Origin of the sequence: Flavobacterium cellulosilyticum (assembly GCF_004349355.1) — a bacterium.
GTDB lineage: Bacteria > Bacteroidota > Bacteroidia > Flavobacteriales > Flavobacteriaceae > Flavobacterium > Flavobacterium cellulosilyticum.
Window position 1 is genome coordinate 28,328 of record NZ_SMFK01000012.1, and the last position, 18,363, is coordinate 46,690.

Sequence of the window (18,363 nt, forward strand, 5' to 3'; positions counted from 1 at the left end):
AAAATGAAAAAATCAATTTTATTGATTAGCCTATTTACAGTATTCTTTTTAGGAGCTCAGGCACAGCAAAAAACGGAAACTAAAAAACCGAAAATTATATTAATCACCTTAGATGGTTTCCGATGGCAAGAATTATTTACTGGAGCCGATGCTAATCTAATTGCTAATAAGGAATATGTTGAAGATACGTTAGAGTTGAAGAAACATTTTTGGAGAGCAACTCCAGAAGATCGAAGGAAAGTATTGATGCCATTTTTTTGGAATGAAGCGGTTATGATGGGACAAATTCACGGTAACAGAAATTTGGGAAGCAATGTTAATTTAACAAATAGCCTGTGGTTTTCGTATCCTGGATATAACGAAATATTATCAGGAGTGGCGGACGATAAACGAATCAAGAGTAATGATAAAATTAATAATCCTAATACAACAGTTTTAGAAAAAATTAATAATAGACCTCAATATAGTGGCAAAGTAGCTGCTTTTGGTAGCTGGGATGTATTTCCTTATATTATAAATGAAGAACGTTCAGGAATTCCTGTAAATGCAGGTTTTGAAACCGCAAAATCAAATAATCTTTCAGATAGAGAAGTGTTTTTAAATGAGCTGCAGTCTAAAGTTCCATCGCCTTGGCGATCGGTAAGATTAGATGCCTTTACGTCAAATTACGCCTTGGAATACATGAAAAAAGAGCATCCTGAATTGGTCTATATTTCTTATGGAGAAACGGATGATTTTGCACATGATGGGAAGTACGATGCGTATTTAAAATCGGCACATACCGCAGATGCTTTGATAAAAGAGTTGTGGAGCTTTACTCAAGAGGACCCTTTTTATAAAGACAACACGGTTTTTATTCTTTCTACTGATCATGGTCGCGGTACTCAGCCATTAAACACATGGAAAAGTCACGGATCGGATATCGGTGGCGCAGACCAAGTTTGGTTAGCTGTTTTTGGGAATGGTGTAGAAAAATTAGGAGAAATAGCATCAAAGGAGCAATTATATAGTAATCAAATCGCTCCAACTATACTACATATTTTGGATGATTCTGTTCAGGATAGTGAAATGAAAGGAAAAGCGATAAAAGTATTTACAAACTAATGCAAAAGTTAGCGAAAAAATCAAATATTCCTTTTGTACTAAATGCTTCACTAGCTTCGTTTGGGGCTTACTTTTGTATGTATGCCTTCAGAAAACCCTTCAGTGTAGCCACATTTGAAGGTATGGAAGTGTTTCATATTGATTATAAAATTATTTTAATCATCGCCCAAGTAATAGGTTATGCGCTTTCTAAATTTATTGGGATTAAAGTGGTTTCCGAATTAAAAGCAAACCAACGCGTGTATTATTTGTTGGGATTAATTCTCATCGCCGAGCTGGCTTTGGTTTTATTTGCTTTGGTACCAAAACCATATAATGTTATCTTCATGTTCCTGAATGGGGTTCCTTTGGGAATGATTTGGGGGATTGTTTTTTCGTATCTTGAAGGACGTAAATTCACCGAAATATTAGGGGTTTCTTTAAGCACTAGCTTTATAGTTTCTAGTGGTGTAGTGAAATCAGTTGGTCTTTTTGTGATGACTTCTTGGGGTTTTTCGCAGTTTTGGATGCCTGCCATTACAGGGGCTTTATTTGTCGTGCCTTTATTGTTTTTTACTTGGTTATTAGAACGAATTCCAAAACCGACCCAAGAAGATATCGAACTGCGTTCCGAGCGCATTCCCATGACAGGAAAAGATAGGAAAAGATTATTATTGCAGTTTTTATTTCCAATAACTATTTGGGTTTTGTTTTACACTTTGCTGACGTCTTTTAGAGATTTTAGAGACAATTTTTCCCGTGAATTATGGGATACAATTGGGTACAAAGGGGATGTATCAGTATATTCCAGTTCAGAAACATTGGTTGCTTGCATCGTATTATTGGTTTTGGGTTTTGCATTTTATTTTAAGGATAATATGAAAGCGTTATTATTTTACCAATTTTTGCTTTTGGTTGGATCCTTTTCATTAGGTTTTTCAACCTATTTATTTCACACAGGATATCTGAACCCATATACTTGGATGGTCATTTCAGGCTTTGGATTATACATTTGTTATGTGCCTTTTAACTGTTTGCTTTTTGATCGTTTTATTGGTGCTTTCCGGATCAAAGGCAATGCCGGATTTTTGATTTACCTTGCTGATGCCTTTGGTTATCTGGGAAGTGTTATTGTTTTATTGTATAAAAATTTTGGACAATCAAGTTTGTCTTGGCTTGAATTTTTCATGTACAGCGCGTATTCGGTGGCAGGAATTGGGTTCCTTTTAACCATCAGTTCCATTCTTTATTTAAATGGAAAATTTAAAATGCATAAAGAGAGTAGTATAAATTATAAATTAGTATTAGATGAAACCAATGTATGATCTTATAGTTGTTGGCAGCGGTGTTTTAGGTAGTTTTCATGCTTATCATGCCTTAAAAAAAGGCCTTCGGGTGGCTCTTATAGAAAAAGATAAAATGCCAAAAGGAGCAACTATTCAAAATTTTGGACAAGTAGTTCCTTCGGGAATGGACACAAAATGGCAAGCCTATGGAAGAGAAAGTTTAGCGATTTATAAAGAAATTCAAAGTCAATTTGATATTTCAATTCGGCAAAATGGATCTGTATATTTAGCTTCAAATGAGGAAGAAGTACAGCTAATAGAAGAGTTGTCTCACATCAATCAATCCAATAATTACCAATCTCATTTGTTGACTAAGCAGCAATGTTTATATAAATATTCGTGTTTACGTTCTGATTATGTAAAAGCAGGATTGTTTTTTCCGGAAGAAGTTACCGTGGAACCGCGAACGATGATTTACAGGCTGCAAGAGTTTATGATTCAGAATATGGGGCTAAAACTAATTACGAATACCAGTATTATTAATTGTGAATCGACGCCAAACGGAGTCTCTCTTTCGAGTGCTGCTAATGAGGATTTTTTAGCCAGTAAAGTGATTATTTGTAACGGTAGTGAATTTAAAAACTTATATCCAAAACTCTTTAACGAAAGTGATTTAGAAGTTTCTAAGTTGCAAATGATGCAGACGAAGCCACAAAAAAATTATGTTCTTCCGGGATCAATACTTACAGGTTTGTCCATTAGAAGATACGAGGCGTTTTATGAATGTCCGTCCTTTAAATCAATCAAGGCAAAAGAAGATCCCCATTCATTAGAGAAAAAATGGGGTGTCCATATTTTATTCAAACAAGCGGCTGATGGTTCTGTCATTTTGGGTGATTCTCATCATTATGCTGAGGCTAAGAATATAGATGATTTGGGTTTTGATTTGGACATGGATATTGATAATTTCATGATACAAGAAGCCAAAAAAATCATCGATTTACCTAATTATGAGATTCAAAATAGATGGTATGGCACCTATTCGCAATGCAAGACCAAAGATATTTTTGAGCATACAATAGACGATAATATTCATATTATAACAGGAATAGGAGGAAAGGGAATGACGGGTAGTGCTGGATTTTCAAAAGAAAATATTAATAAAATTTTTAATAGAAAAGAATGAAAAAAAGAATAGAATTAGTGGTCTTTGACATGGCTGGAACAACAATAGATGAAGATAATGTGGTATATAAAACAGTACAAAAAGTAATTAATAACCAAGGCTATAGTGTTACTTTAGCTGAGGTTTTAAAATATGCAGCTGGAAAAGAAAAGCATCAAGCGATAAAAGATGTTTTAAAAGAGTGTACTGCTTTAATTTCGGTAGATAGTATAGCAGAAAAGGCATTTTCTAATTTCAAAACAGCCTTAGAAATAGCTTATAATACTTTAGAAATAAAGACTTTTGAAGGGACAGAACAACTTTTTAAAGATTTAAGAAAAAGTCAAATAAAAGTGGTTTTAAATACAGGATATAATCGCAAAATCGCCAATTTATTGTTAGAAAAACTAGGGTGGATAGTTGGTGAAACTATTGATGGATTAGTAACAGCAGATGATGTTGTAAATGGACGACCGGAGGGAGATATGATATTATTGGCTATGAAAGAACAAGGTGTAACTGATCCAGAAAAGGTTTTAAAAGTGGGAGACTCTGCAATAGATATTGAAGAAGGCAAAAATGCCAATTGCGGTATTACTGTTGGTGTTCTTTCCGGGGCACAAACCAGAGAACAGATTCAAAATGCCAATCCTAGTTATATTTTAGACAGTATAACTGAATTGAGGGCCATACTCTTATAATTTGTTTCATTTGTTTTTTGTTTAACTCTCCTTTTTGATTAACTAATTAGGAGAGTTTTTTTATGCTTTTTCGAGAATTATATAAAAAAGTAAAGTACTAACATTTTTGCGAATGTTTTACTTCTATTGATTGGGACGTGTGGTATTCTTCCGTCAAAAAAAATAGAGTCACCTTCTTTTAATAATACTTCTTCATCGCCAATAGTATAGATACATTCTCCAGAAAGCATGTATTTGAATTCATACGCATCTGTTTCTACTTTTTCTCTCTGAGAATTGGGTTGTACTTCAAGCAACACAGCTTCAAAACCTAAAGAAGAAAGTTGTTTTCCGAAAATATATTTATAGGCAAAGCCTTTGGCATCATCTTCTTTTTCGATAATTGCATTATCTTGACTGCGAGAGATGATATAATTATTTTCAGGAGTATTGGACATATCCTCAAAAAAATCACATACTTCAACTTCCAAAGCATTAATTATACTCAGTAAAACAGGTAGAGATGGAATGGTTCTACCATTTTCAATTCTTGATATTAGTCCATTACTTACTTTTGCATCAGAGGCAACAGTACTAATTGTTTTTTTATTTTTTTTTCGAATGTCTTTAATTCTTTTCCCTATACCTAGTAAATAATCATTCATGGATTCTTTGGATTTAATACGAATATCTATATTTCGATTGAGATAAAAAAGAAAGGCTTGCTTTTTTATATGTAAAATAAGAGTTTATTTGTGTCATTTTATTATGTATTTTAATTTTTATACAGAACAAATAATTTTGAATAACTTTTCCTTGAAAATTTGATAGCTAAAAAAATAATTTCTATCCAATTATGAGCGGTTCTACCTGATCCATTTTTAGACTTGTGTATTGGCAGAATTCTCCCACAGACACAAACTCATTATGTAGCTTGTTGAGCTCTTTTCTTATGTTTTGCAACATCTAATGCTTTGACGATAACTCTTTCCAGTTATGCGTTGCATATCCTTTGGGAAGATGAATAATCTCTTGGTTTCCGTTCTCATACTTTATCTATTACTTTGATCATGCTTTGATTGGTTCTATAGTGCTATTTTTCAGAATGTGGTGTAGTAAAATTAATCAAAAAAAGGATTCATTTATTCAGATTGAAACAATGATTGGAATTTTTTATTTATTCGATATGATTGTCTGTTTTTAAAAATTCCCTTGTGTTGGCAGGCGCCAAGGTATGTAAAACATTTATGGTACTTGGTTTACCTTTCCGAGATTAAGGTTTTATTTACCTTGTTCTATTTTACGAACAACAGTCAGTGCCACACCTGCGTGTTCCGCAAAGGCGTCCTGTGTGAGGTTTATCTCATTCCTTTTCTCTTTTACAAAATCGGAGATTGTCCTCATAGCTATATGCTTTTGCAACGATTATAAACAAATACAGTTGATTATATGTAATAGCATATAATTCATGCGAATCAAGGGTTGAAAAAAAGTTAAAAAAAGAAAGATATATCTTTTAAATAGTTGGTTTAATCACCTGATAATCAGTGTATTTATTGTGTATTCAGCGCACATTAAAATATAAGATTAATCAGCCTAGAGCACTAAAATTAATAAAAATCTACTCCATAATCTGCGACAGATTTGAAAAAGTTTTAAAATATATTTGCGAACGTTTTAGTAATAACCTTAAACAAGATTAAACAGACCAAGAGATTATGGCTATTTATCTATTTGTAGTTCAAGAAGAGCAATGTTTTGGCGTCAAACTAATTCACAAATAGGCATGTGACTATTTGCTAGATTGGTTTGCAAAACTCGTTTCATATGCTGGTTTTTCTAATCATCTTAATCAATTGTCGGAAGCTTTTAGAAGTTTTACAACTTCGTCATTTGAAGATTTTCTACCTCCTGGCAGTTTTCCTAATCAAAGTTTACTGGATTCAATGCCGATAATTACTTGTTCAGGAAAGCGAAACGGAAAAGTAGCCAAAAATTTGACCGACAAAGGATATTGTTCTACCAAAAGCTTGTATTATTATGGTGCGAAATTACAAACATTGGCTTTTAGGCGTTTAGATAAAATCCCCTTTCCTGAAGAAATTCAAATAACTCCTGCCACAGTAAATGATTTAACCGTTTTTAAAGAAGCTTAGTCAGAGAAAACTAACAGAATTTTATATGGAGATAAAACATACAATAATCTAGATTTTTTTACTGAATTAGAGCAAGAAAAAAAATCAATTATGATGACGCCAATCAAAGGAATCAAAGGGCAATGTCAGCAAAACAAAATAGAAATAAAACTGCAAATGACTTGTTTTCAACAGCAGTATCAAGAGTTAAGTAACCCACAGAATCCTTATTTAATTGGCTAATTCAAAAAACGGACATTCAAAAAGCAAGTAAAGCAATATCTACCAAATTGCTGTTGATTCATATCTTCGGTAAAATCGCTTCTGCTTTTATAAACTTAATATTTTAACCCTTGATTTGCATTATTATCAATTTAGCAGCAATGGGGTTGCATGTTTAATATTAGGTTACCAAATTGAATTGGCAAAAGCTAGATGGGCTTTCGCCACTTTAACATCAACTGTTTCCTCTGTCATTTCTTCGAATGACTTCACTGTCTTGTTTGTGTTTGGATTAACTGTTTGTATGGACATATTGATTCGTATTTAATTACATAGTATACGGAAATATTCCGCAACCGTTTTGAAATCATTTCCAAAAGAATACATCAATTTGATTGCTCTAAATGGATCCGCTACAATTTATTTGTATGACTTTAATGCGATTTTAGTGAAGGTACAAACTTAACCTGGTAATGCTATTGCACAATTACGGGCAATGGTTGCATAATTCCCACAACAAGAAAATTGGGGGTGGTAAAAATTAATACGACGTAGGGTTTACTTGAGAAAATGGTTTGTGCTTTTCTCATTTCTAGCAATCTGTTTGTGACTGGAAATTCTCTTCACTTGATGCGAAATTTTGGTATTTGCTGGTTTATTTTCCAATCCAGTTTCAACAAAAAAAATAGAGTCAAATTGTATTCCATTAACTTTCTTGCTATTCCTTGTCTAAAAAAGAACAGTTCTGCGATTAAAGTTCTGATGCATATACATATAATGAATAGCATGTTGGGAATATTGCCTAAACATCGATAAAAAATTACTACTAGGTTTCTACAATAGTCGAACGATATCGTTCTGTGGCTTTTTGTAGGTTTTCTGAAAGGGATTTTAACCAGGTCATGTGATTGGCAATCAAATATGCTTCCTGAAGACCATGAAGCGTTTCGGTATCTAATTCAGTGTGGCCTAATCTGATATTTTCATCTCGCAAATTTGATAATTGCTGGTATTTACCCAACAACTTTTCCTCTGCATCTTCAGCAGTTTCTTTAGCAACTTTTTTCTTTATTTGAGTATCGTCAAAACTATCGAATGACATCTGTAGGGTATTGGCGATTTTTTTAATGAGTACATTAAATTCTATAGAAGCAGGAGTGGTTTGATGATTACTGATAAAATTACCGATGGAAGCGATGGCAGAAACCATCGTCTGGCTAAGCGTCACAATTTCATAAATCAGTTGAAATTCTTTCTGTTTCGATTTTGGGTCTTGGGTTAGTCGCTGAAAGGAAGTATTTAAATTACTCATGGCAAGAAAAGCTTCTTTCCTCGCCAAACTATAGGAGAGTTTGTGTTTAGAGGGATCTTGATACAACTCTTGTGTTGCTAAAAGATATTCTTTGTTCATTTTTAAAGCGTTCAGAAGTACCTGTTTTAGATTGTTGACTTCCCAACTGGGCAAAAGTAAATAATTGGCAACGACAGCAATCGTGGCTCCAATGATGGTGTCGATGACGCGATATTGAATCACTACAAAGGCATTAGGATTGATGAAGGAATACACAAAGATGATACTAATGGTGATCAATGAGGCGGCAAACTTATAATTCTGCTGAATCAATGCAAATGCGAATACCAACGAAACAAATGCCAATACCGCATAAACCACTACATTTTGAGTAAGCAGCACTATACCAATAGCAATAGCCGCACCAATGAGTGTGCCGATGATACGATCTTTCGATCGCTCTTTGGTTAGACCATAGCTAGGTCGCATAATAACAATGACGGTCAGCAAAATCCAATAGGTGTTTTGGATGTCAAAAAGAAAGCCTAACAGATAGGCAAATACTATAGCAATGGTAAGGCGCAATGAATGTCTAAAGATGGTGGAATCCAAACTGAAATTTTGAACAAGGACATGCAGTCTGTATTCCTGGAGCGTTAAAAACTGACTCGAATCTTCTCTTTTTAAGGATACTTTCGAAGTCTCTTTGACGTTGGCCATTACACGTCTAATAACTCTGATTTCCTGTAGCAGTAGCTCCTGGTAATCGTATAGATTTTTCAATACTAAAGCACCTTCACGCGCTTCAGGTAATTTGACGGTATCGAGGTAATTTTTGATAGATAGGTTGGCTTCTGCTAATGCACTTAATAGACTATCTTTATTTGGTATTTTATCCTTTTGAATCAATAATTCAGACAAACGGATGAGGTGGTTGCCCATGATTTTGCTCAGGTTTTTGGAAGCTTTTAGAAATTCTTTATGCTCGCCAAAAATGGCATCGATCATTTTATAATCCAAATGTTTTGCTTCTATTAATTCGAAGATATTAATAGAAGAGAGTAAGATTAATAGTTGCTTTTCTTCATAATGCGAACGTCCGGAACGTTTACGTGCGGTAAGCAGTGTTTCTCGCAGTGTTTCCTGCTTTTCGTTGATTAGATGTTGCAGGACTAAGCTTTGTTTAAGGTGTTCGTCACGCTTGGTTTTCTTTGTTAATAATTTGGTTCGTATTTTTAGGTATTCACCAATAAGAAGAAGCGTATCTGACAATAGCTGATTCTGATCTTTTACAGGCGCAAGTTTTTGAAAAATAAAGGATACGACTAAATACCAAAGACCTCCAACTCCCATTAAGGCAACCTGAAACAAAATGTCATACGCTGTTTCTTTTTGAATGGCAATTGCTATTATCATTGCCAACAAGCCAGAAAATGACACTAAAGACGCTCTAAAACCATATACCGAAAGCAGCGACACAGCAAACGTTATAATCGCAAGTGCCACCAATAAAAGGGGTAGGAAAGGTTTTGAAAATAGGATTATAGCTGTTATAAGCATTGTTAATCCAATACTGACTAAAATGGCATTGACTTTACGTTTGGTGCTGCCCGGAATGTCGCCTGGCGCGTTTAAAAAAGTACCGACAACAACAGCTGGAGCATATTGAAAATACCCTAAAAGATGCAGCACGGTGAGGGGTACAGCAATCCCAAATCCAATCCGAATTCCTCGGTCAAAGCTGGAGCTCTTTAAAAATAATTCTAATTGTTTGAGTTTTTCTTTCAAGCGCGTTTATAATTTTAATCTAAAGGTAGAATAATTGTGGAGAAGTATGGTCTTGTTAGCTTATTTTAGTTGGTACATTTAAAAGAATCGCAGAATGTGAAATAGTTGTATAAAGCCTTTTTGAAGTAGACTGATTTTTCACATTATTGCCAATATCCGGCTCGGCTTGGTCGTCTTTTTTGAGGGAGTTCACTTTTCTCTTTGTACTATAAAAAAAGGAATAGAAAGTCAACTATTATGTTTCAGAGCTATTTAAAAAACCTAAGAGTAAAACCGGAAAAGGTACGTAGTTATAAAAATATTAAATCTGTCTTACTTGATATAGGTCAAGGAGGTTTCTGCTGTAGTATTGTAAATTTGTAGACATTAAAAATTTATAAAATAGAATATGAGCACACCTAACATAGCAAAAGAAGACATTATCAATGCATTTCAATTTAGACATGCCACTAAAGAGTTTGACGCTACTAAAATTATTTCAGATGAAAACATGGAATTTATTTTAGAAACCGCACATTTATCGCCAAGTTCTTTTGGTTTTGAACCTTGGCATTTTATTGTTGTACAAGACAAAGAGTTACGTGAATTGATAAAACCAGTAGCTTGGGGAGCGCCTGCAAAATTAGATACTGCAAGCCATTTTGTATTGGGTTTGTCTATGAAAGCACCGATGGTGAAACACGATTCCGATTATATCATGTCGATGATGAAAGATGTCAAACAATGGCCAGCAGATACCATAGAAATGTATTCTAAATTTTACAGAGAATTTCAAGAGAATGACTTTGATTTAGATACGGATAAAAAATTATTCGACTGGGCCTCAAAACAAACCTACATTGCTTTGGGAAATATGATGACATCAGCCGCTTTAGTAGGTATTGATAGTTGTCCTATTGAAGGTTTTCATCAAGAAAAAGCAGAAGCTTTATTGAGACAAAAGTTTGGTGTGGATACAGACAAATACGGTTTGTCCTTTATGGTTGCTTTTGGTTACAGAAAAGCAGATCCAGCAAACCCTAAATCAAGAAGAAATACAGAAGATATTATTACTTGGATGTAATTTCTAAATGTTTCAATTTAGTCAAAAAAATAATTAATGGTTCCAAAGTGTCTAAACTTTGAAACCATTTTTAGTATAAGTAACAAAAAAGGAAAGCGACAGGATATAAAGAAAATCTTCCGATAGAAGCTATTAAATCATAACTTTGTTATCCGCTGGCGATAATTATTCAAAACACTGGAATAGCCGTTTTTAATGAAACTTTTCTTCTTGACGGAACAATTTTCTATCGAAAATTACTTGAAACGACTAAAAATTATCAGAAAAAATAATTACACTCAACGGGCAATTTCGATTCATCAATTTTGCATTAACAAGCTTAAATCAAAAACGCAATAAATGAATAAAGAAAATACAGCTGTGGATTCAATTTTGGTTCAGGATTTTAATGGCAACCAAATTGATCTTATAAAAGAGTACCAAGGGAAACCTATTTTGGTCATAATCTATAACAACCAATGTTTGGGATGTACTGGACGCGCGATTCCTTTGGCATACCAATTAAAGAAAGAAAATGTAGGGGTACAAGTAGTGGGTATTCACAGCAACTTCACTAATACAAAAGTTACCGAAAATGATATTAAGAGCATTTTTACAATAGAAGAACTTCCTTTTCCTATTTTTCTGGATGAAGGACATTTGGTTTATGACCAATTTGATTCAGAAGGAACTCCGCAATGGCTTTTAATTACAAAAGACGGAATATTATCTCGCTCCATATTTGGCTCTCAAGAAGGGGCGCAAAATCGATTGTTTTATGCACTTGAGCAACTCGATTAAAAACACTTTCAGAAATAGTGCCCTTTGTCCTTGAACAACCTGTTCATTTTAAGCTGTAATCAGTACAAACTATTTAAGAGTCACTCCAGAAAATTTAAGTAGAGTTAGGAAAATAGTTAAATTAATCCTAATTGATCTAGGTCAATGATATTTGTATTTCGATAATGTAAATTTGTACGAATTAATAATTTATAAAAAATAACATGAGCAAACAACATTTATTAACACCATATAACAAAAACATTAACCTTAATAACAGAGTTGTTATGGCACCTATGACACGTGGCAGAGCAGACAATGAAGGCAACGTTGCAAGTGATGAGCTACATGGCTTGTATTACGAGCAACGTGCATCAGCAGGTTTAATTATTACAGAAGGCTCGCAAGTGTCTCGTGATGCGGTAGGTTATATCAATACAGCTGGTATCTACACTGATGAGCAAGTAGAAGGTTGGAAAAAAGTAACCAAACGTGTACATGATAAAGGCGGGAAAATCTTTATTCAATTGTGGCATGTAGGCCGTATGTCTCATCCCGATTTTCATAATGGAGCATTACCATTATCCTCTTCAGCTATAAATCCAAACGATAAATCATTTACTCCAGAAGGGTTTAAAGATACTGTTACGCCAAAGGAAATGACCATTGAAGATATTAAAACTACAGTGCAAGATTTTCAACATTCAGCTGCAAATGCAGTAAAAGCTGGTTTTGATGGAGTAGAAATACATTCCTCTAATGGCTATTTGTTTCAGCAGTTCTTTAACGGAACGTCTAATCACAGAACGGATGAGTATGGTGGAAGTATTGAAAACAAAGCTCGTATCTTTTTTGAAGTTCTAGACGCGATCAAAGAAGTCATTCCGGAGGAAAAAATTGGAGCCCGTTTTAATCCATCATTAAATGGTCCATTCGGAATGACTATGGATGAAGAGACAATCCCAACGTTTGAATACATTATTAAAAAATTGAATGATTATAATTTAGCATACGTGCATCTTTCTGAACCTTTTACAGACGTTTCAGAAATACCCTATGCTGTGACTCAAATTGCTAAACATTTCCGACCTTTATATAACGGAACATTAATGATTAACTCGGCATTTGATCAGGAAAAAGGAAATAAAGTAATTGAAGAAGGTTATGCAGATTTAGTAGCTTATGGTAAGCCATACGTATCAAATCCAGATTTAGTAGAGCGTTTTGAAAACAACTTAGATTTGGCAGAGTGGGATCAAAGTACGTTTTATGCAGGAGGAGCAGAAGGGTACACTGATTATCCAGAAGCTTCTAAATAAATAGTGATACAGAAATCGAATTAATTGTAACTTTAAAAACAACATAACAATGGCGACTACAACAGTAAAAGCATATGGTGCAACAGCATCAACAGAAGATTTAAAACCTTTAGATATCGAAAGAAGAGCTGTAGGAACAGACGACATAAAAATTGATATCACTTATAGTGGTGTTTGTCATAGTGACATACATACAGCAAGAAACGAATGGAATGGATCAACCTATCCTGTAGTACCTGGACATGAAATCATTGGTCGAGTAGTTGAGGTAGGAAATGGTGTTACTAGCCATAAAGTAGGTGATTTAGTAGGAGTGGGTTGTATGGTAGACTCTTGCCAAACATGTTCTTCTTGCAAGCAAGATTTAGAGCAGTTTTGCGAAAATGGAGCAACATTTACTTATAACAGTCCGGATAAGCATCTTGAAGGTAAACAAACTTACGGAGGTTACTCAACGTCAATAGTTGTTGATGAAAAATTTGTACTACGTATTCCAGAAAATTTAGACGAAGCTGCAACTGCACCTCTATTGTGCGCAGGAGTTACTACATGGTCACCACTACGTCATTGGAACGTAAAAAAAGGAGATAAAGTAGGAGTAGTTGGTTTAGGAGGATTAGGCCATATGGGTGTTAAATTTGCCAACGCATTAGGGGCACATGTTGTTATGATTACAACATCTCCAGAAAAAGGAAAAGATGCTAAACGTTTAGGTGCTCATGAAGTTTTAATTTCTAAAGATGAAGACGGCATGAAAAAACACCTAAATAGTTTCGATTTCATTTTAAATACTATTCCTGTAGGGCATGAGATGGATCCTTATTTAGGGTTACTAAAAATTGATGCAACAATGGTTTTAGTGGGTGCAGTAGAACCTTTAAAGCCATTTCATGGTGGAAATATCATTATGGGACGTAAGCGTATTGCTGGTTCTTTAATTGGAGGAATTAAAGAAACACAAGAGATGCTAGATTTCTGTGGCGAACATAATATTACTAGTGATATTGAACTTATCAATATGCAAGATATTAACACAGCTTATGATCGTGTTACAAGCAATGATGTTAAATACAGATTTGTAATTGACATGAAATCGCTTAAATAAAAACAATTTTTTTACAGGGTATTAAAAAAACAGCATCTAAAGTAATTTTAGATGCTGTTTTTATTTTTAGTAAACTACCGGGTTCAATTAAGTTCCATTTCTTTTCCCAAAAATGGCTCAGATATACAGCCTATATATTTAGGTTGTGACAGCGCTTACGCTTCTGCCATTTGGCTCCTTATTTGCTTTATGGTAAGGGTACTTCCATCATGGCTCCAATCAGAAGGGCCAAATGCGTACATGAACTTGTCATACCAATTCTTTGATTTTTTCATGTCTTTCCAAAATTTTTTATATTCGTGGGTTAAAATAACAAACAGGTTATAAGAGTTATTAAAATCTAGAAAAAAGAAATATTATTTATTATTAAATTCTAATGTTTTATTGGAATCGTATTCAAATAATTCTTGATAGATATCTAAAAGTTGATTGGTTTTTAATTCAGTTGTAGAGGATTATGTTTGATTGTAAACAAGTTTTAGTTTGATTGTGGACTAAATGAGGGCTAGAACTAAAAACAAAAAACCCTAACACCTTTATTTATAAGGGTTAGGGTGATTTTCCTGCGGAGAAAGAGGGTCTAATTTATTTCAGAAAAGTGGCGTAAAATAAGGCTTCGCAAAGCTTTTGTTTTAAGTGACTCCTCGACTGACTCCTTTTTATTTGGATACAAATATCTTAAAATTCAAAGTACTCAAAGATAAGGAAAAATACTTAAATAGTAAAGGAACTACGGCAAAAAAAGGACAGGTTATTGGCCTAGTTACTAGTCTAGTTAATGGTCATGTTGGTATGTTAAAGCAGCTTTTCTAAATATCTTTAGACAAAGATTTTAACCAAAAATCAAGTGTGCAACTTGTTCCTGTTTTAGTCCAGTATACAAACAAAAATCTTCGATCGTTAAGAACTCATTTTCGAGCTTGTGGAGGTCGGTTTTTACTTTTTGCATCAATCTGGTACTTTGACGATAACTCTTTCCGGTTATGCGCTGTATGTCTTTTGGATAGATACAAACTCTTTGTTTTTCTATTTTCATACACTATCTATGCCTTTGACTAGGATTTGATTAGCTTGAACCATCTAAATGAGTAGTTCAGGGTTATACAAATATACTGTTTTTTGAAATATAAATTTCTAAAGCAAGTTACATTGGTTTTTAATCTTTTTATATAGGCTTTTATGTCTATTTAAGCCATTTATGTCGTTTTGAGACATACGGAACTGTTCTTGCTTTTTTATTCTGTTTAAATGACTAAAATTTGTTTAGAAATCATTCGAGATGTAGTTGCAACGAGTTTTCGGAATGAAAATGAAACGGAATTTATAATTTAAATTTTAGAAATTATGGCAAGGCAAAAAGGCATAATTAAGTTGAAAGGTACTATCGGAGATATTACTTTTTACAAAACAAAAGACGGGCATTTGGCACGCGAAAAAGGTGGTATCGATGCCAGCAGAATCAAAAGTGATCCTGCGTTCCAGAGAACCCGTGAAAACGGGGCCGAATTTGGTAGAGCTGGAACGGCTGGAAAGGTTTTGAGAACGGCATTTAGAACCTTACTCATCAATTCTGCCGACGGTAGAATGGTGAGTCGATTGACTCAAGCGATGGTTAAAGTAATCCAGGCTGATGTGACCAGTGAGAGAGGTTTGCGAAATGTTATTGATGGTGAATCGGAATTGCTTTCTGGCTTTGAATTCAACCTCAGAGGTAAACTGGGTACCAGTTTATTTACTCCTTATGTGGGGGTTATTGATCGTGCTAGTGGAGTAATCTCTGTGGATTTGGATCCTTTTGTACCTGCTAATATGATTGCAGCCCCTGGAGGAACAACACATTTTAAAATCATTTCTGCAGGAGCTGAAATTGATTTTGAAGCGGAAACTTTCATAGAGGCACATTCTGAAACCGCAATCCTTCCATGGAATCAAACTGCAACTGTGGCGATTAACCATGTTAATACCGTTACAGCAGCAAGTACAAAACCCTTGTTTTTGGCTTTAGGATTGGAGTTCTACCAAGAAGTGAATGGTAGTATGTATTCGTTGAAAAACGGATCTTACAACCCATTGGCCTTGGTTGCTGTGAGCGGATTGTAGGATGGTTTTAGTGCTGTCCAGAACTTATTTCCCTGATGGAACCAATGGTAAACTCGAATGTGAGGGCAAATTGATCAGTTATACGATTGAATTGCCTTGGAAGAATAACGAAACGAGGGTTTCCTGTATTCCGGAGGGGAAATATTTTATAAGAAAACGATTTAGTCCAAAACTCCAATGGCATTTGGAGGTGATAGATGTAAAAAATAGAAGTTTGATTTTGTTTCATCGTGCCAATAATGCGCCATTAGAACTCAAAGGCTTTATTGCTCCGGTAGCGAAATTTTCTGGACCAGGTTTAGGTCTGATGTCAAGAAAGGCTTTTGCCAAATTGAAAGATCTGGTGTATAAAGGTTTGATTGATATTGAAAGAGTTACGTTAATTGTTCAATCGTAAAACGATAATTATGAATATTATAAAACGAGCAAAAGCTCCGACCCCAAAATTTTTTAAAGTGCTTCGAAATATTGGGTTGGCATTGGCGGCCATAGGAGGAACGATCCTGGCAGCACCGGTACGTTTGCCAGTAGGGGTAACGACTGTTGGAGGGTATTTGGCTGTTGCTGGAGGAATTGCTTCTGCGGTGAGCCAATTGACGACAGGTGAAGAGGTTAGTGCTGATATCAGTGGAACCTCAGCTTATCAGGAAGGGCTTCGGCCCTTCGCCAAGCTCGGGGCGGGCTCAGCTCAGCCTGACACTGTTAGCGAAGATGACAGCGGGTAATCATACCCTTATGGGTACGGTAGGAGGTACGTTTTTGAGTGTTTTGCCGAATTTACATTCGGAGGATGTTTTGAAAACTATTATTTTGGCCACAGTTGGTGCCATTGTTAGTTTTATCATATCTTTGTTACTCAAGAACCTCATCAAGAAGCACAAAAAATAGTCTAATTCTAGTTGTGGTGACCTTTGGATTAGACAAAATGAAAGCCAAGTCGTATTTTTTTTCGACCTGGCTTTTATGGTTTTCTACCTCAACTGATTTTGGAGTAATGCCCATTTCAATTTTTCAATTTGTTCCATGGTTTTTGAATAGTGCTGCTGGAGTGATTCTAATTGTCGAATGCGATGGACAAATTCAATATGTTTTTGATGCTGTTTGTAGGCCCTGAGCACCTCATCCCGGAAACAGCTCTTGAAATCAATAATTCTAATAAAAGGAATTACGGAGCCTATTTGGTGTTGGTGCCAAAAATTGGCTTTCCAAAGGGTGTAAGCAATCCAATACAAGTTTTCGGACTCGGTTTCTTCTTTTACAGTGATTAAAAAGCAGTTCGGACAACTTTTCTTTAGTGGTTTTCCTGCATTTTTCCCTTTACTTAAAATAAAAAAATGGGGTTGGTCAATGGCTCTCTGAGCTTGGTGGGTAACTACATTGTGATAAGTCATAATTCTGGATTTAAAATTATGCTGTCGCTACGCTCCGCCTATATATTTTTAAAAGAAAAAAGAAAAAAAAGAAAGTCGTCCTGTCGGCGAAGGTTTCAAATAAAGTCAAGTTTTTTTGAAAAAATACTACCCAACTGTGGATGTAAATTGCGGTCGTGATTTCATAGTCAGAATATGAATTGAAAAAGTGAGGGTGGAGATTTTATCAAAAACCCGTAGGGCTTGAACTTTACTATTTGAAACTGGAGCGGATCTTCACTTTCTTTTTATTTATTTTTTTCAAGAAGAGTCGTTCTTGTTTAGACTTCTACAGGGATGGTTCATGTGGAAACGGCCATCAAACACCCCCAAGCACCGCAAGGAGCAAAAAATGTGGTGCCCCGTTTTTCAGGGGCAAGGAACATTTTTTTGCGGATGAGGAGCGTCGTGGCGGGGTTGCGGCAATCGAACAGCCACGCTAGATGCGGGAGTTGAGCGCCCTTCGACTGCGCTCAGGATGACAATAATTAGTGATTACAACAAAACTATCGTTAAGACACATAAAGGGAGCGAAACGAAGCGGATAGCAGCGTGTAACGGCAGGGAAAAAATAAAAGCCAGCCGTAGGCGTACCTTGATTTAGGGTAAAACGCCCCTCGACTGCGCTCGGGATGACAGAATCGTTAGGATCATTGAAGTGAACTCATAATTGAATTTATTATATAAAATAAACTAGGAGCAGGCGAGGGAAGTGGTGCCAACCCTGATGGCTGTGCGAAGGAGCCACCGCTGAAAAAACGGAGGGCGGCAGTCAAAATACGGCTGGAATGCAGTGAAATGAAAGAGAGCGCTTGTAGCGTAATGAAAAGGAGCGGAAAGCAAACGAATGAATGAAACGGAATGAAGCGGTATTGTGGCTGCATAAGCCCGACCGAACTCAGGAAGAGACCGTGTGTAGATGAGGAACGAACAGCGGAAAAATAAGGTTGTCTCGCCT

Annotated in this window: 18 protein-coding genes and 1 pseudogene; 13 read left to right on the forward strand and 6 right to left on the reverse strand. The window is 35.3% G+C overall.

What is annotated here, in order from left to right:
- Positions 1-3 precede the first annotated feature (3 nt).
- Genes E0F76_RS14720 through E0F76_RS14735 form a run of 4 tightly spaced genes read left to right on the forward strand, consistent with a single transcriptional unit; the run spans position 4 to position 4,235 of the window.
- Positions 4-1,104: an alkaline phosphatase family protein gene (locus E0F76_RS14720; RefSeq protein WP_132007728.1), complete on the forward strand. Its 1,101-nt coding sequence runs from the start codon at positions 4-6 to the stop codon at positions 1,102-1,104.
- Positions 1,104-2,408: a DUF5690 family protein gene (locus tag E0F76_RS14725; RefSeq protein ID WP_132007731.1), complete on the forward strand. Its 1,305-nt coding sequence runs from the start codon at positions 1,104-1,106 to the stop codon at positions 2,406-2,408. The genes E0F76_RS14720 and E0F76_RS14725 overlap by 1 nt, the downstream gene beginning before the upstream one ends.
- Entirely contained in the window at positions 2,392-3,555 is a 1,164-nt protein-coding gene (locus tag E0F76_RS14730) for a TIGR03364 family FAD-dependent oxidoreductase (RefSeq protein ID WP_132007734.1), read from the forward strand. Before E0F76_RS14725 ends, E0F76_RS14730 begins: the two co-directional genes overlap by 17 nt.
- Positions 3,552-4,235: a phosphonatase-like hydrolase gene (locus E0F76_RS14735; protein WP_132007737.1), complete on the forward strand. Its 684-nt coding sequence runs from the start codon at positions 3,552-3,554 to the stop codon at positions 4,233-4,235. Before E0F76_RS14730 ends, E0F76_RS14735 begins: the two co-directional genes overlap by 4 nt.
- 77 nt (positions 4,236-4,312) lie before the next feature.
- On the opposite strand, the gene E0F76_RS14740 is transcribed toward E0F76_RS14735, so the two are convergent.
- Positions 4,313-4,879, reverse strand: coding sequence for a helix-turn-helix domain-containing protein (locus E0F76_RS14740; protein ID WP_132007739.1), 567 nt, complete (start codon positions 4,877-4,879; stop codon positions 4,313-4,315).
- Between the two features lie 512 nt (positions 4,880-5,391).
- Positions 5,392-5,618: pseudogene (locus tag E0F76_RS14750) on the reverse strand (helix-turn-helix domain-containing protein).
- A gap of 392 nt (positions 5,619-6,010) precedes the next feature.
- On the opposite strand from E0F76_RS14750, the gene E0F76_RS14755 reads away from it, so the two are divergent.
- Both E0F76_RS14755 and E0F76_RS19900 read left to right on the forward strand, forming a co-directional pair.
- Positions 6,011-6,370: a hypothetical protein gene (locus tag E0F76_RS14755; RefSeq protein ID WP_132007741.1), complete on the forward strand. Its 360-nt coding sequence runs from the start codon at positions 6,011-6,013 to the stop codon at positions 6,368-6,370.
- 90 nt (positions 6,371-6,460) lie between these two features.
- Positions 6,461-6,592 carry a hypothetical protein gene (locus tag E0F76_RS19900; protein ID WP_281275287.1) on the forward strand — a complete coding sequence of 44 codons (132 nt, stop codon included), beginning with the start codon at positions 6,461-6,463 and terminating at the stop codon, positions 6,590-6,592.
- Between the two features lie 165 nt (positions 6,593-6,757).
- Here the strand turns inward: E0F76_RS19900 and E0F76_RS19905 are convergent, their stop codons facing one another.
- Together E0F76_RS19905 and E0F76_RS14760 are read right to left on the reverse strand one after the other, a co-directional pair.
- The gene (locus tag E0F76_RS19905; RefSeq protein WP_281275288.1) at positions 6,758-6,883 is read right to left on the reverse strand and encodes a hypothetical protein; all 126 of its coding nucleotides are present in this window, start codon (positions 6,881-6,883) and stop codon (positions 6,758-6,760) included.
- 514 nt (positions 6,884-7,397) lie between these two features.
- Positions 7,398-9,650 (reverse strand): FUSC family protein, encoded by a 2,253-nt coding sequence (locus E0F76_RS14760; protein WP_132007743.1) that lies wholly within the window; start codon positions 9,648-9,650, stop codon positions 7,398-7,400.
- A gap of 388 nt (positions 9,651-10,038) precedes the next feature.
- Here E0F76_RS14760 and E0F76_RS14765 point away from each other — a divergent pair, with 388 nt between their 5' ends.
- The 4 genes from E0F76_RS14765 to E0F76_RS14780 all read left to right on the forward strand — a co-directional run bounded on the left by E0F76_RS14765 (position 10,039) and on the right by E0F76_RS14780 (position 13,896).
- The gene (locus E0F76_RS14765) at positions 10,039-10,713 is read left to right on the forward strand and encodes an NAD(P)H-dependent oxidoreductase (protein WP_132007746.1); all 675 of its coding nucleotides are present in this window, start codon (positions 10,039-10,041) and stop codon (positions 10,711-10,713) included.
- Positions 10,714-11,052: 339 nt separating this feature from the next.
- A complete protein-coding gene (locus E0F76_RS14770; protein WP_132007749.1) occupies positions 11,053-11,493 on the forward strand; it encodes a TlpA family protein disulfide reductase in 441 nt (146 codons plus the stop codon).
- A 203-nt stretch (positions 11,494-11,696) separates the two neighbouring features.
- Positions 11,697-12,791: an alkene reductase gene (locus E0F76_RS14775; RefSeq protein ID WP_132007752.1), complete on the forward strand. Its 1,095-nt coding sequence runs from the start codon at positions 11,697-11,699 to the stop codon at positions 12,789-12,791.
- A gap of 49 nt (positions 12,792-12,840) precedes the next feature.
- On the forward strand, positions 12,841-13,896 hold the full coding sequence (locus tag E0F76_RS14780; protein ID WP_132007755.1) for an NAD(P)-dependent alcohol dehydrogenase: 1,056 nt from the start codon (positions 12,841-12,843) through the stop codon (positions 13,894-13,896).
- 832 nt (positions 13,897-14,728) lie between these two features.
- Here the strand turns inward: E0F76_RS14780 and E0F76_RS14790 are convergent.
- Entirely contained in the window at positions 14,729-14,932 is a 204-nt protein-coding gene (locus E0F76_RS14790; protein WP_132007758.1) for a hypothetical protein, read from the reverse strand.
- 308 nt (positions 14,933-15,240) lie between these two features.
- Here E0F76_RS14790 and E0F76_RS14795 point away from each other — a divergent pair, with 308 nt between their 5' ends.
- From E0F76_RS14795 to E0F76_RS19745, 3 genes are read left to right on the forward strand one after another with little or no spacing between them, the layout of a single operon-like run.
- Positions 15,241-15,996 (forward strand): hypothetical protein, encoded by a 756-nt coding sequence (locus tag E0F76_RS14795; protein WP_132007761.1) that lies wholly within the window; start codon positions 15,241-15,243, stop codon positions 15,994-15,996.
- Between the two features lies 1 nt (position 15,997).
- Complete coding sequence (locus E0F76_RS14800; RefSeq protein ID WP_132007764.1) at positions 15,998-16,393, forward strand: DUF5675 family protein; 396 nt, start codon at positions 15,998-16,000, stop codon at positions 16,391-16,393.
- 10 nt (positions 16,394-16,403) lie between these two features.
- On the forward strand, positions 16,404-16,721 hold the full coding sequence (locus E0F76_RS19745; RefSeq protein ID WP_246022078.1) for a hypothetical protein: 318 nt from the start codon (positions 16,404-16,406) through the stop codon (positions 16,719-16,721).
- A gap of 246 nt (positions 16,722-16,967) precedes the next feature.
- Here E0F76_RS19745 and E0F76_RS14815 read toward each other — a convergent pair whose 3' ends face one another.
- Positions 16,968-17,387: a DUF6943 family protein gene (locus tag E0F76_RS14815; RefSeq protein ID WP_132007770.1), complete on the reverse strand. Its 420-nt coding sequence runs from the start codon at positions 17,385-17,387 to the stop codon at positions 16,968-16,970.
- Positions 17,388-18,363: the final 976 nt, after the last annotated feature.